Origin of the sequence: uncultured Amnibacterium sp. (genome assembly GCF_964245895.1) — a bacterium.
Taxonomy (GTDB): Bacteria; Actinomycetota; Actinomycetes; order Actinomycetales; family Microbacteriaceae; genus Amnibacterium.
In genome coordinates, this window is the sequence record NZ_CAXTOQ010000101.1 from 1 (window position 1) to 12,857 (window position 12,857).

General features: G+C 73.3%; 10 protein-coding genes and 1 pseudogene. 7 read left to right on the forward strand and 4 right to left on the reverse strand.

Annotation, left to right across the window (positions count from 1 at the left end):
- The coding region (locus tag ACFE60_RS13095) for a M17 family peptidase N-terminal domain-containing protein (RefSeq protein WP_375389303.1) at window positions 1–524 on the reverse strand (524 nt) is incomplete at its 3' end.
- A 41-nt stretch (window positions 525–565) separates the two neighbouring features.
- Here ACFE60_RS13095 and ACFE60_RS13100 point away from each other — a divergent pair.
- The 5 genes from ACFE60_RS13100 (at window position 566) to ACFE60_RS13120 (ending at window position 6,283) form a co-directional block, all read left to right on the forward strand.
- Window positions 566–1,483 (forward strand): proteasome assembly chaperone family protein, encoded by a 918-nt coding sequence (locus ACFE60_RS13100; protein ID WP_375389304.1) that lies wholly within the window; start codon window positions 566–568, stop codon window positions 1,481–1,483.
- A gap of 10 nt (window positions 1,484–1,493) precedes the next feature.
- Window positions 1,494–2,813 carry a nitrate/nitrite transporter gene (locus tag ACFE60_RS13105; protein ID WP_375389305.1) on the forward strand — a complete coding sequence of 440 codons (1,320 nt, stop codon included), beginning with the start codon at window positions 1,494–1,496 and terminating at the stop codon, window positions 2,811–2,813.
- Window positions 2,814–2,944: 131 nt separating this feature from the next.
- Window positions 2,945–4,333 (forward strand): RNA polymerase sigma factor, encoded by a 1,389-nt coding sequence (locus tag ACFE60_RS13110; protein WP_375389306.1) that lies wholly within the window; start codon window positions 2,945–2,947, stop codon window positions 4,331–4,333.
- A 19-nt stretch (window positions 4,334–4,352) separates the two neighbouring features.
- Window positions 4,353–5,591: a Mur ligase family protein gene (locus tag ACFE60_RS13115; RefSeq protein ID WP_375389307.1), complete on the forward strand. Its 1,239-nt coding sequence runs from the start codon at window positions 4,353–4,355 to the stop codon at window positions 5,589–5,591.
- On the forward strand, window positions 5,588–6,283 hold the full coding sequence (locus ACFE60_RS13120) for a glutamine amidotransferase (RefSeq protein WP_375389308.1): 696 nt from the start codon (window positions 5,588–5,590) through the stop codon (window positions 6,281–6,283). Before ACFE60_RS13115 ends, ACFE60_RS13120 begins: the two co-directional genes overlap by 4 nt.
- A 19-nt stretch (window positions 6,284–6,302) precedes the next feature.
- Here the strand turns inward: ACFE60_RS13120 and ACFE60_RS13125 are convergent, their stop codons facing one another.
- The gene (locus tag ACFE60_RS13125; protein ID WP_375389309.1) at window positions 6,303–7,163 is read right to left on the reverse strand and encodes a class I SAM-dependent methyltransferase; all 861 of its coding nucleotides are present in this window, start codon (window positions 7,161–7,163) and stop codon (window positions 6,303–6,305) included.
- Window positions 7,164–7,450: 287 nt separating this feature from the next.
- Window positions 7,451–7,684 carry a hypothetical protein gene (locus ACFE60_RS13130; RefSeq protein ID WP_375389310.1) on the reverse strand — a complete coding sequence of 78 codons (234 nt, stop codon included), beginning with the start codon at window positions 7,682–7,684 and terminating at the stop codon, window positions 7,451–7,453.
- 185 nt (window positions 7,685–7,869) lie between these two features.
- On the opposite strand from ACFE60_RS13130, the gene ACFE60_RS13135 reads away from it, so the two are divergent.
- On the forward strand, window positions 7,870–9,963 hold the full coding sequence (locus ACFE60_RS13135) for a type IIA DNA topoisomerase subunit B (RefSeq protein ID WP_375389311.1): 2,094 nt from the start codon (window positions 7,870–7,872) through the stop codon (window positions 9,961–9,963).
- A gap of 115 nt (window positions 9,964–10,078) precedes the next feature.
- Here the strand turns inward: ACFE60_RS13135 and ACFE60_RS13140 are convergent, their stop codons facing one another.
- The gene (locus ACFE60_RS13140) at window positions 10,079–12,508 is read right to left on the reverse strand and encodes a DNA topoisomerase (ATP-hydrolyzing) subunit A (RefSeq protein ID WP_375389312.1); all 2,430 of its coding nucleotides are present in this window, start codon (window positions 12,506–12,508) and stop codon (window positions 10,079–10,081) included.
- Between the two features lie 119 nt (window positions 12,509–12,627).
- Here ACFE60_RS13140 and ACFE60_RS13145 point away from each other — a divergent pair.
- Window positions 12,628–12,857: pseudogene (locus ACFE60_RS13145) on the forward strand (alkaline phosphatase family protein); the annotation flags it as partial.

The window sequence follows — 12,857 nt, forward strand, 5'->3', positions numbered from 1 at the left end:
TCCTTGACCAGGGCGACGGCGTCCGCGACCGCGGTCGCGCGGTGCACGGCGGCGGCCGCGTCCTCGGCGCCGACGACGGTCACCCGGGCGACGGGCGCCTTCTGCGCGGCGAGCGTGCGGTCGCGGTACGCCGTGTACGCGTACGCCCCGAGCGCCGCGCCCTCCAGCACCGCGGCGACCGTCTCGTCGTCCTCCACCGGCAGCGCGATCGCGACGTGCGCCGTGCCGGCGAGGCGGCGCACCGCGACCGCCGCCGCGCCGCGCAGGGCGTCCGGGTCGGCGGTCCGGCCGACGCCGACCAGCGCGAGGGAGCCGGCCGCGACCGCCGGGCCGGCGGGGAGGCGGACGAGGTCGCCGACCGCGCCGGAGACGCCGATCGCGGCGAGGTCCACGGGCGCCACGCCGGAACCGTCGGGGACGAGCAGCACCCCGCCGTCGTCGGTCGAGCGGACGCCGAGCACGAGGACGTCCGCCTCCACGGACTCGGGAGCGGCGGCGGTGACGGCGAGATCCGGGACGGGCATGCGGGGCAGCCTAGGCACGCGCGCGTCCGTAGAATCGCCCGATGCGCGAGCCGGAGGGACTGTACGAGCTCACGCCGCACGCGGAGGACGTGCCTACCGGCATCCCGCTGGTCGCGGGCCTGACCGGCTTCGCGGACGCGGGATCCGCCGTGCAGCAGCTGGCGGAGTACCTCGCCGAGACGGTCGACCTGGTGCCGATCGCGGTGTTCGACGACGACGAGCTGCTCGACTACCGCGCGCGCCGCCCGATCATCGAGTTCGAGGAGGACCACCTCACCTCGTTCACCCCCGCGAGCCTGGTGCTGAGCCTCGGGCGGGACGAGATCGGCAAGCCCTTCCTGCTGCTCACCGGCTACGAGCCGGACTTCCAGTGGAACCGGTTCACCGCAGCGGTGATCGGTCTGCTCGACCGGTTCGGGGTGACCTCCACGACCTGGGTGCAGTCCGTGCCGATGCCGGTGCCGCACACCCGGCCGATGCAGGTGACGGTGGGCGGCACCCGCCGCGACCTCATCGACTCGATGAGCGCCTGGCGACCGACCACCCGCGTGCCGTCCAACGTGCTGCACCTGCTGGAGTACCGCCTCGCCGAGCAGGAGCGCCAGGTCGCGGAGTTCGTGCTGCTGGTGCCGCACTACCTGTCGGACACGGAGCTGCCCGCGGCGGTGTCGAAGGGCCTGGAGGTGGTCTCCGCGGCGACCGGGCTGCTCTTCCCGATCGACGCGCTGCGGGACCGCTCGCGCGACTTCTTCGCCCGGGTCGACGAGCAGGTGGCCGGCAACGAGGAGCTCGGCGCGCTGGTCAAGGCGCTCGAGGACCGCCACGACGCGTACATGGCGGGCAACCCGCTGCGCTCCCCGCTGGTGGACGGCGAGGGCGAGGTGCCGTCCGCCGACGAGCTGGCCGCCGAGCTCGAGAAGTTCCTGGCCATCCGGCGGTCGCACGACGACGACGCGTGACGCCGCCGGCATGAAGCCGACCCTCGTCTTCGCCGGGGCCGGCGTCGCCTACCTGTGCGCCGTCCTGCAGCGCAGCACCCTCGGCGTCGCCGGCGTGGCGGCGGCGGACCGGTTCGCGACCTCCGCGGCGGCGCTGTCGACGCTCGGCGTGGTGCAGCTGCTCGTCTACGCGGCGCTGCAGGTGCCGGTCGGCGTGCTCGTCGACCGGTTCGGCCCGAAGGCGGTCATCGCGGTCGGCGCCGCGCTGATGGCCGTAGGCCAGGTGGTCGTGGCGTTCTCCGACGTGCTGCCCGCCGCGGTGCTCGGCCGGATGCTCGTGGGTGCCGGCGACGCGACGACGTTCGTGGCGGCCCTGCGGCTGGTGAACGCGTGGTTCCCGGCAAGGCGGGTCCCGGTGATGAGCCAGTGGCTCGGCAACCTCGGTCAGCTGGGCCAGGTGCTGTCCGCGATCCCGTTCGCCGCGCTGCTCGGCCTCGCCGGCTGGACCCCGGCCTTCCTCGCCGTCGCGGGCGTGTCCGGGGTCTCGCTCGTGGTCGTCCTGCTGCTGCTGGTCGACGCGCCGGGCGGCGCCCCGGCCCGGTCCGCGGACCTCCGCACCGCGCTCGGGGCGCTGCGGCGATCCATCGCGACGCGCGGCACACGCCTCGGCTTCTGGGCGCACTTCGTCACGCAGTCGAGCGGCGTCGTGTTCGCGCTGCTGTGGGGCTACCCGTTCCTCGTGTCGGCGGTCGGGCTGCCGAGGGAGGGCGCCTCGGCGCTGCTCACGGTGCAGGTGCTCGCCGGTCTGGTCGTCGGCCCGGTGCTCGGCGGGCTGACGAGCCGCTTCCCCCTCCGCCGATCCGATCTGGTGCTGCTGATCGTCGGCCTGCTCGGCGTCGTGTGGACCCTGGTGCTCCTGTGGCCGGGCACCCCGCCGGTCGCGCTGCTGGTCGCCCTGGTCGTGGCGATGGGGATCGGCGGCCCCGGATCGCAGATCGGCTTCGACTACGCGCGCACGTACAACGCTCCGGCGAGCCTGGGCGGGGCGAGCGGCTTCGTGAACGTCGGCGGGTTCACCGCGAGCTTCTCGATGATGTTCCTGATCGGCGTGCTGCTCGACGCCCAGCACGACGCGACCGGCGCGCCGCTCTACTCGCTTGGCGCCTTCAAGGTGGCGCTCTGCGTCCAGTACCTGGTGGTGGGAGGCGGGACGGTCGCGTTCCTGCTGACCAGGCGGAACGCGCGGCGCGACCTCCGGCTGCAGGGCGTGCACGTCGGCCCGCTGCGGGAGGTCCTGCGCGCCCGCGCCGCGGCGCGCAGGAGCCGTGCGCCGCATCGACCAGCGCCGTGACCGGTGTACAATTGTAGGACGCCGGTTCGGTCGACCACCTCGGGTGGGCGCCGGACGACGGGAATGCCACCGCACCCGAGGTCGTTCCTGATCCGTGTCGTCCCTCGGGGAGGGCGACCAGAACCCGTCCGATGTCGCGCCGCGATCCCGCGGCGCATGCCTTGAGGGGGCCCCAGATGAGCACACCGACCGCCACGGTCGTCGACGAGGAGACCGAGCAGGCCGCTCCGGCCGCCGCTCCCGCCAAGAAGCCGACCGCCAGGAAGGCCGCGGCGCCGAAGACGGCCGCGAAGCCGAAGGCCGCCGCGAAGGCCGCGCCGAAGACCGGTACGAAGGCCGCCTCGCCCGGGGGCGCCGACGAGGAGCCGGACGACGAGGACGTGGACGCGCCCGAGGGCGGCGAGGACGACTCCGACGACACCGAGGTCGTCGCCGAGGACACCAAGGACGCCGAGGAGACCGAGGAGCACCCCGAGCCCCCCGAGGCCGAGGACTCCTCGCCCGATGCCGCGGCGCCGACCAAGGACGAGCCGCTGCCGACCGGTGCGCTGGTGCTGTCGATGTCCGACGAGGACGAGGTCCCCGTCTACTCGACCGCGATCACCGGCGCGACGGCCGACCCGGTCAAGGACTACCTGAAGCAGATCGGCAAGGTCGCGCTGCTGAACGCCGCGGAGGAGGTCGAGCTCGCGATGCGCATCGAGGCCGGCCTGTTCGCGGAGGAGAAGCTCTCCACCGAGGGCGACCGGCTCGACAAGGAGCTGACCCGCGAGCTGAAGTGGGTCGCCCGCGACGGCCAGCGCGCCAAGAGCCACCTGCTCGGTGCGAACCTCCGCCTCGTCGTCTCCCTCGCCAAGCGGTACACCGGCCGCGGCATGCAGTTCCTGGACCTGATCCAGGAGGGCAACCTGGGCCTGATCCGCGCGGTCGAGAAGTTCGACTACACGAAGGGCTTCAAGTTCTCCACCTACGCCACCTGGTGGATCCGGCAGGCGATCACCCGCGCCATGGCCGACCAGGCCCGCACCATCCGCATCCCGGTGCACATGGTCGAGGTCATCAACAAGCTGGCCCGCGTGCAGCGGCAGATGCTGCAGGACCTGGGCCGCGAGCCCACCCCGGAGGAGCTGTCCCGCGAGCTCGACATGACGCCCGAGAAGGTCGTCGAGGTCCAGAAGTACGGCCGCGAGCCGATCTCCCTCCACACCCCGCTCGGCGAGGACGGCGACAGCGAGTTCGGCGACCTGATCGAGGACACCGAGGCGGTCGTGCCGGCCGACGCGGTCGGCTTCACGATGCTGCAGAAGCAGCTGGAGAGCCTGCTCGACAGCCTGTCCGAGCGCGAGGCCGGCGTGATCCGGATGCGCTTCGGCCTCGGCGACGGCATGCCGAAGACGCTCGACCAGATCGGGGACACCTTCGGCGTGACCCGCGAGCGGATCCGCCAGATCGAGTCGAAGACGATGGCCAAGCTGCGGCACCCGTCCCGCTCGCAGTCGCTGCGCGACTACCTCGAGTGATCCGTTGAGTCTCCGCGCCGTGCCCTTCCGATGGGGCCCGGCCGTTCTCATCGGCCGGGGCGTTCGGCTCGCCGCCCGCCTGCGGAAGGCAGGCGGCGGCTCCGCCGTCCCCGGCCTGGTGGTCAACCGCGTCGCGCCCGGCTTCCTCGGCGACGTGCTCTCCTCCTTCAAGGAGGGGCTCGTCGTCGTCTCCGGGTCGGCCGGCAAGTCGACGACGACGAAGATGCTCGTCGCGATCCTCGCGGCGCACGGCAAGCGCGTCTTCACGAACCCGTCGACGGCGAACATCAGCCAGGGCCTCACCTCCGCGCTGCTCGAGCGGGTCTCGCTGACCGGCCGGATCGACGCCGACCTGGCGGTGCTCGAGATGGACGAGGGCCACGGCGCGCTGCTGTCCGACCGGTTCCGCGCCCGGCTCGTGCTGCTGACCAACGTGATGACGGACCAGATCGACCGGTTCCACGACGCGGAGAAGGTCCAGGCGATGCTCGGCCGGATCGCGGCGACCGCGGAGGAGGCGGTCGTCACGAACGGCGACGACGCGCTGCTCGCCGCGCTCGCCCCCGCGGCGCAGCAGGTGCGGTTCGGCGTCACCGACGCGGTGCTCGCCGGGTCGCCGCGCGGACTCGGCTACGCGGCGACGACACCCGACCGCATCCAGGACGGCACGCGGGTGACCGCAGTCGCCGGACGCGACGCCGAGATCGTGGTCCGCGGCGAGCCCATGACCGTCCGCCTCCCGGCACGCGGCGTGCACTACGCGGTGGACGCCGCCGGAGCGTTGGCCGCCGCCGAGCGGCTGCTCGGCGTCGCGTTCGACCGACGGGTCGCGGCGCAGGCGCTCGCCGCGATGACGCCGGTGTTCGGCCGGGGCGAGGTGACGACCGTCCGCGGCCACGAGATCGAGTTCGTGCTCGTGCAGAACCCCGCGAGCTTCCAGCTGAACGTCGACGAGCTGGACGAGGGGCTCGACCAGGTCCTGGTCGCGATGGGCTCGGACGTGCGCGACCCCTCCTACTTCTGGCCGGTCGACGCCTCCCGGATCGGCCGGGCCCGCATCGTGTCCGGATCGAAGGCCGACGAGATCGCGCTGCAGCTGCTGTACCAGGGCGTCGAGGTCGACCGCATCGAGCCCGACCTCGGCGTCGCGCTCGACGCCTTCCTGGCGCTGCCCGCGCCCGAGCGGGGGATCAAGACGATCGTGTTCACCGCCGACGCGATGCGCCGCACCCGCGGCCACCTGGGGCTCACGTCGTGAGCGCCGTCCTGGTCCTCCACCCCGAGCTGACCGACGTCAACGGCGACGCGCGGAACGCGGCTGTGCTCGCGACCAGGGCCGGCTGGGCGGGCGTCGACGTCGCCGTCCGGTCGCTGCACCTGGGGGAGGAGCCGACGGAGACGCCGCTGGCCGTCGTGCTCGGCTCGACGACGGACCCCGCGCTCCCGCGCCTCCTCGCAGCACTGCACGCGGTGCGGGACGACCTCGCCGGCTGGATCGAGGACGGCGTGCCGGTGCTCGCGATCGGCACCGGCCTCGAGGCGCTGACCGGCGGGATCCGACTGCCGGATGGACGCCTGGAGGGGCTCGGCCTCGTGCCCGGCGACGCCGAGCCGCTCGCCGCCCGCGTGACGGGCGACCTCGTGGTCGACGCCGCCGAGGGGCGGCTGGTCGGCTACGAGAACCACTCGCGAGGGCTGCGGCTCGAGCCCGGCGTCGTTCCGCTCGGCCCGGTGACGCGCGGGGTCGGCGACGGCAGGGGCGTGGACGGCGTCCGGCACGGCTCGGTCCTCGGCACGCGGCTGCACGGGCCGGTGCTCGCGAAGAACCCGGCGCTCGCGGATGCGATCCTGGCGCAGGCGTTCGGCCGGCCGATCGTGCCGGAGGGCGCCGCGGTCGCCGCCGCGGACGCCGCTGCGAAGCGCATCCGGGACGCGCTGCTCGCCTCCTGACGCCGACCGGCCGGCTGGGTCAGGGACGCAGGAGCCAGAACCGCCACAGGTCGTGCTCCACGCGGGTGTCCTCGATCGACGAGAACCCGGCCTCCTCGGCGGCGGCGCGCAGAGCGGCGGGGCGCATCACCGTGCCCGTCATGGCCGAGCCGGGCGTCGCCATCGCGTCAGGCAGGCAGACGCCGATGCTCCAGCCGAACAGCAGCCGCTCGACGTCGCCGGCGGGGAGCGCGACCTCGTCCTCGGTCCGCATGTCGGCCACCAGGACCATCCCGTCCTCGGCGAGCACGCCGCGCATCGCGCGGAGGGCCTCGACGGGGAAGGCGAAGTCGTGCAGGCACTCGAACGCGGTCACCAGATCGTACCGGTCGTCCGTCAGGTCGGCGACGTCCTGCAGCCGCGGCACGACGCGGGACTCGAGCCCTCGGTCGACGACGTGCAGCTGCGCCGCCGCGATCGACGCCGGATCGAGGTCGAACGCGTCGACGCGCGCCGCCGGGTAGGCCTGCGCGATCCCGATGGACGACCACGCCTCCCCGCAGCCGACGTCCGCGACCCGCGCGCCGCCGACGAGGCGCTCGTGCACGGCGGGGATCGCGGGCAGCCACGTCGTGCCGAGCGGGCCGAGGAAGCCGGGGCGGTTCAGGTCGGCCTGCGACTCGCGCATGTCCGCCCCGAAGGCCGACCAGGCGAGCCCGTGACCGGTGCGGGCACCCGCTGCGATGTCGGGGACGTGCGCGGCGATGGACACCAGCTGCCGCGCCAGGGGCGCGAGGTGGTGGGGGTCGTCGGGATCGGCGAGCACGCCGTCCGCGCCGTCGACCAGGCGCCAGCCGGCCCCCTCCCTCGTCACCAGCCCGGCCGCGGCCTGCTGCTCCACCCACTCCCGCGTGTACCGGCGGTGGGTCCTGGTGCGATGGGCGAGCGCGTCCGCGTCCGCGTCCGGGCGACTCCGCGAGCGCCGCGTAGTAGCCGAGGCGGTCGCCCAGGGCGATCCCGATGAGGTCGAACGCGCCGAGCGCCGACTCGAGCAGACGGGCGTCGAGCGCCGCGGCGGGGTCCTGGTCGGACATGCTGCGAGGATCCTCCGCCCGCACCGCGCCGTCAACGACGGAGGCCCGGGGCGCGCGAACGCGACCCGGGCCTCCGGAGGACCTGTGGGAAGGACTACGCCTTCGACTCCTGCAGGAGCCGACTGGACTCGTCGTGCCAGCTCTGGGCGATGCCCGACAGCTTCTCCTGGTACTTCTTGCCGTGGTGGGCGCAGAACAGCAGCTCGCCGCTGTCGAGCTGGACACGGATGTACGCCTGAGCGCCGCAGCTGTCGCAGCGGTCGAGCGCGGTGAGCGAGAACTGCGACTCCAGGGAGTCGAGGCCGCTGGGATCGGACGCTCGGGTCATGGGGAGACCTCCTGTTGGGCTCTGCCGTGCTGGTGTCCCATGTTCGCACGTGGATGTTTCGGTGGTGCGTCGCCCTGCCGGTCAGTTCGCTGTGCGCGTAGGCCGCGCAGCCCCCACTCCGAGGGTGCTGCGGTGTCCGGCACGCCTTCCGGGGCTGTCGGGCGCAGCGGTTAGCGTGAGGACCGATGGCTGCCGACGACACGACCTCCTACACCGCGAGGCACCTCTCCGTGCTCGAAGGCCTCGAGGCGGTGCGGAAGCGGCCCGGCATGTACATCGGCTCGACGGACTCCCGCGGGCTCATGCACTGCCTCTGGGAGATCATCGACAACTCCGTCGACGAGGCCCTCAGCGGCCACGGCGACACGATCGAGGTCGTCCTGCACCCCGACTCGAGCGTCGAGGTCCGCGACCGCGCCCGCGGCATCCCGGTGGACGTCGAGCCGAAGACCGGCCTGTCCGGCGTCGAGGTCGTCTTCACGAAGCTGCACGCCGGCGGCAAGTTCGGCTCCGGCTCCTACGCGGCGTCCGGCGGGCTGCACGGCGTGGGCGCCTCCGTCGTCAACGCCCTCTCCGAGCGCCTCGACGTGGAGGTGGACCGCGGCGGGAGGACCTGGGCGATGTCGTTCCACCGGGGCGAGCCGGGCACGTTCAAGGACGCCGACCCGAAGCGCCCGTCGCCCGACGCGCCGTTCGAGCCGTTCGTGTCCGGCAGCACCCTCCGGGTCGCCGGCCGGGCCGCGAAGGGCAGCACCGGGACGCGCGTGCGCTATTGGGCCGACCGCCAGATCTTCGTGCGCGACGCGCAGTTCTCGCTCGCCGACCTCACCGGGCGGGCCAGGCAGACCGCGTTCCTCGTCCCCGGCCTCGGCATCACGATCGAGGACCTGCGCGGCGAGGCGCCCGTCGTCGAGACGTTCAAGTACGACGGCGGCATCGCCGAGTTCGTCGACTTCCTCGCGCCCGACGCCCCGCTCACCGACACCTGGCGCATCCAGGGGACCGGCAGCTTCACCGAGACGATCCCCGTGCTGCAGGCGAACGGGCACATGGAGGCGACCGAGGTCGAGCGCACCTGCGAGGTCGACGTCGCGCTCCGCTGGGGCACCGGGTACGAGACGACGACCCGCAGCTTCGTGAACATCATCACGACGCCGAAGGGCGGCACCCACGCGCAGGGCTTCGAGACCGGCCTGTTCTCCGTGCTGAAGACGCAGGTCGACGCCGCCGCGCGGCGGCTGAAGGTCGCGGCCACCGAGAAGCTGGAGAAGGACGACGTGCTCGCCGGCATGACCGCCGTGCTCACCGTCCGGCTGCCCGAGCCGCAGTTCGAGGGCCAGACCAAGGAGGTGCTCGGCACCCCCGCCGTCCGCGGGATCGTGCGGCAGGTCATCGCGAAGTCGCTCACCGAGCGGTTTGAGTCCCCGAAGCGCGAGGACAAGGCGCAGACCGGCGTGCTGCTCGAGAAGGTCGTCAGCGAGATGAAGACGCGCATCTCCGCCCGCGCGCACAAGGAGACCCAGCGCCGCAAGAACGCGCTCGAGTCCTCCTCCCTCCCCGCGAAGCTGAAGGACTGCCGCTCGGCGAACGTCGCCGACACGGAGCTGTTCATCGTGGAGGGGGACTCCGCCCTGGGCACGGCGAAGTCCGCCAGGAACAGCGAGTACCAGGCGCTGATGCCGATCCGCGGCAAGATCCTGAACGTCCAGAAGGCGTCGATCAGCGACATGCTCGGCAACGCCGAGTGCGCAGCGATCATCACCGCGATCGGCGGCGGCTCCGGGCGCACCTTCGACCTCGACTCGACGCGCTACGGCAAGGTCATCCTGATGAGCGACGCGGACGTGGACGGCGCGCACATCCGCACCCTGCTGCTGACGCTGTTCTTCCGGTACATGCGCCCGCTCGTGGAGGAGGGCCGCGTCTTCGCCGCCGTGCCGCCGCTGCACCGCGTGATGGTGATGGGCAACCGGAAGCAGGAGCCGATCTACACCTACAACGAGGCCGAGCTGCACGCCGTGCTCGCGCAGCTGAAGAAGGAGCGCAAGCGCTGGCAGGAGCCGATCCAGCGATACAAGGGGCTCGGCGAGATGGACGCCGAGCAGCTGTCCGTCACGACCATGGATCGCCGGCACCGCACGCTGCGGCGCGTGCGCGTCACGGACGCGGCCGCCGCCGAGCGCACCTTCGAGCTGCTGATGGGCAACGACGTCGCCCCGCGCAAGGACTTCATCACCCAGAACTCGAGCGCGCTGAACCGCGACCGCATCGACGCGTAGTTCCCACTCGACCGCCCGACGGACGTCGCGCGGTGGGTGTGGCGTCGCGCGGTACGCATGCACACCGCGCGACGCCACAGGTACCGCGCGAGCGTGCAGGCCGGCGCGCGGCGGATCAGCGGGGCGTCGTGCCGAACGCCACGATCTGGGCCTCGAGCGGCAGGCCCGGGGCGTCCCGGCGCACCGCGTCGTCCGGGAAGGCGCGGGCGACGCCGTCAGCACCGGCCGCGAGCACCGGCGAGGGCCCGACCCACGCGACGCGCACCCCGGTCTCGCCACGGCCGAGCGTCTGCGCTCGCACGCCGCCGGTCGCGCGGCCCTTCGCCGGGAAGTCGATCAGCGCCGTGACCTTGCCGCGGCCGGCGTCGAGCCCGTCCACGGTGCCGTCCGTGCCGGACACGGTCGCGACGACGTCGGTGACCGCGTCGGCGACCGCGAAGAGGACCGCCCGCGCGTCGCCGCTCAGCGCGATCCCGGCCATCCCGCCGGCACCGGCGCCCTGCGGCCGCACCGATCCCGCGGGGAAGCGCAGCAGCTGGGCGTCGGAGGCGACGAACACGAGGCTCGCGTCCTCCGCGGAGTGCGCGGCGCCGACGACCTCGTCGCCCGGCTTGAGCGCCACGATCTCGAACGCCGGCTTGTTCGGCCATGCGCCCATCGCGACGCGCTTGACGATGCCGGAGGCGGTCCCGAGGGCGATCGGCTCGCCGTCGAGGCGCACCAGCGCCAGCACCCGCTCCTTCGGCTCCAGCCCGAGGTAGGCGCCGATGGGGGTGCCGGCCGCGGGCTGGGCGGAGGCGGCGGGCACGACGGGCAGGTCGACCGGGGTGAACCGGACCAGCCGTCCGCGGCTGGTGACGGCGCCGAGCTCGCCCCTGCTGGTGCCGTCGACCGCCGAGACGATCGCGTCGTGGCGCGAGCGGCGGCGGGGCGTCTCGATCGCGACGCCGTCCTGCAGGTCGACCCGCACCGCGCGGCCGCTCGTCGAGAGGAGCACCCGGCAGGCCACGTCCTGGATCTGCAGGTCCGGTGCCCCCTTCGCGGACTTCGGCGGCGCGATCGCCGCCTCCGTCAGCAGCGTGCGGCGCGGCGTGCCGAACAGCTCGGCCGCCTGACCGAGCTCGTCCGACACGCCGTGGCGCAGGCGCTGGGGGTCGGCGAGCAGCGCGCGCAGCTGCTCGATCTCGTCGCGCAGCTGTTGCGCCTCCGCCTCCAGCTCGATCGTGGAGAAGCGGGTGAGGCGCCGCAGGCGCAGCTCGAGGATGTAGTCGGCCTGCGCCTGGCTCAGCGTGAACGCCGCCATCAGGCCGGTGCGCGCGGCGTCGGTGTCGTCGCTGCCGCGGATGATGGCGATCACGCGGTCGATGTCGAGGATTGCGATCAGCAGGCCCTCGACGAGGTGCAGCCGCTCCTCCCGCCGGGAGAGGCGGTAGCGGGTGCGCCGCGTGACGACCTCGATGCGGTGCGCGATGTAGACCCGCATCAGGTCGAGCAGGCCGAGCGTGCGCGGTCCGCCCTCGACGAGGGCGACGTTGTTGATGCTGAAGGACTCCTCGAGCGGCGTGTACCGGTACAGCTGCTCCAGCACGGCCATCGGGTCGAAGCCGGTCTTGATCTCGATCACGAGCTTCAGCGGGGTGTGCTGGTCGGAGAGGTCGCTCACGTTGGCGATGCCGGCGAGCTTCTTGGCCTGCACGCCGTCCTTGATCTTCTCGATGACGCGCTCGGGGCCGACCAGGTAGGGCAGCTCGGTGACGACGAGGCCCGCCTTGCGGGCGGTGACGGGCTCGACCTGCACCTTCGCCCGGGTCTTGAACGCGCCGCGGCCGGTCGCGTAGGCGTCCCGGATCCCGGCGAGCCCGACGATCGTGCCGCCGGTCGGCAGATCGGGGCCCGGCACGAACCGCATGATGTCGTCGAGCGTCGCGTCGGGCTCGTCGATCAGGTGGCGGATGCCCGCGACGACCTCGATGAGGTTGTGCGGCGCCATGTTCGTGGCCATGCCGACCGCGATGCCGGACGCGCCGTTGACGAGCAGGTTCGGGAAGCTGGCCGGCAGCACGTCCGGCTGGTCCAGCTGCCCGTCGAAGTTCGGCACGAAGTCGACGACGTCCTCGTCGAGGTCCGCGACCATCGCCATCGCGGCCGGCGCGAGCCGCACCTCCGTGTACCGGTAGGCGGCAGGACCGTCGTCGAGCGAGCCGAAGTTGCCGTGCCCGTCGAGCAGGGGGAGGCGCATCGCGAACGACTGCGCCATCCGGACGAGCGCGTCGTAGATCGCGCTGTCGCCGTGCGGGTGCAGCTTGCCCATCACGTCGCCGACGACGCGGGCGCACTTCACGTGCCCGCGGTCCGGCCGCAGGCCCATGTCGGCCATCTGGTAGAGGATCCGGCGCTGCACCGGCTTCAGTCCGTCGCGCGCGTCCGGCAGGGCCCGGGAGTAGATGACGGAGTACGCGTACTCGAGGAACGACCCCTGCATCTCGCTCGAGACGTCGACGTCCTCGATCTTCTCGCCGGCGAGGTTCGGCTGCGTGCTGCTCATAGGACGTCCCTCCCGAACGGGTGCGCGCTGCCGCGCGCTCACCGAGTGGGTCCGCACGGGGTGCCGGCCGCGGCCCCGCGCCGCGGCTCGCGTGCGCTCGGATGGCACACTGCCTGATCGTGGCCCCCATCGTATCGAGCGGCGGACCCGTGCTCCGCGACGTGCTCTCCGGCGCCCTCGACGCCGTTCGCGGCAGGGGGAACGCGCTCGGGCTGCCGCAGCGCCGGTCGGTGGTCGTGCTGCTGGTCGACGGGCTGGGCGACGACGCCCTCGCTGCGAGGGCCGGGCACGCCCGCGCGCTCGCGGGCGCCGAGCGCCGACGGATCGCCACCGGCAGCCCGACCACGAC

Coding starts and splice junctions, on each gene's coding strand:
- ACFE60_RS13100 (WP_375389304.1), top strand. CDS start 566: ATGCGCGAGCCGGAGGGACTGTACGAGCTCACGCCGCACGCGGAGGAC.
- ACFE60_RS13105 (WP_375389305.1), top strand. CDS start 1,494: ATGAAGCCGACCCTCGTCTTCGCCGGGGCCGGCGTCGCCTACCTGTGC.
- ACFE60_RS13110 (WP_375389306.1), top strand. CDS start 2,945: ATGTCGCGCCGCGATCCCGCGGCGCATGCCTTGAGGGGGCCCCAGATG.
- ACFE60_RS13130 (WP_375389310.1), bottom strand. CDS start 7,684: ATGACCCGAGCGTCCGATCCCAGCGGCCTCGACTCCCTGGAGTCGCAG.
- ACFE60_RS13135 (WP_375389311.1), top strand. CDS start 7,870: ATGGCTGCCGACGACACGACCTCCTACACCGCGAGGCACCTCTCCGTG.
- ACFE60_RS13140 (WP_375389312.1), bottom strand. CDS start 12,508: ATGAGCAGCACGCAGCCGAACCTCGCCGGCGAGAAGATCGAGGACGTC.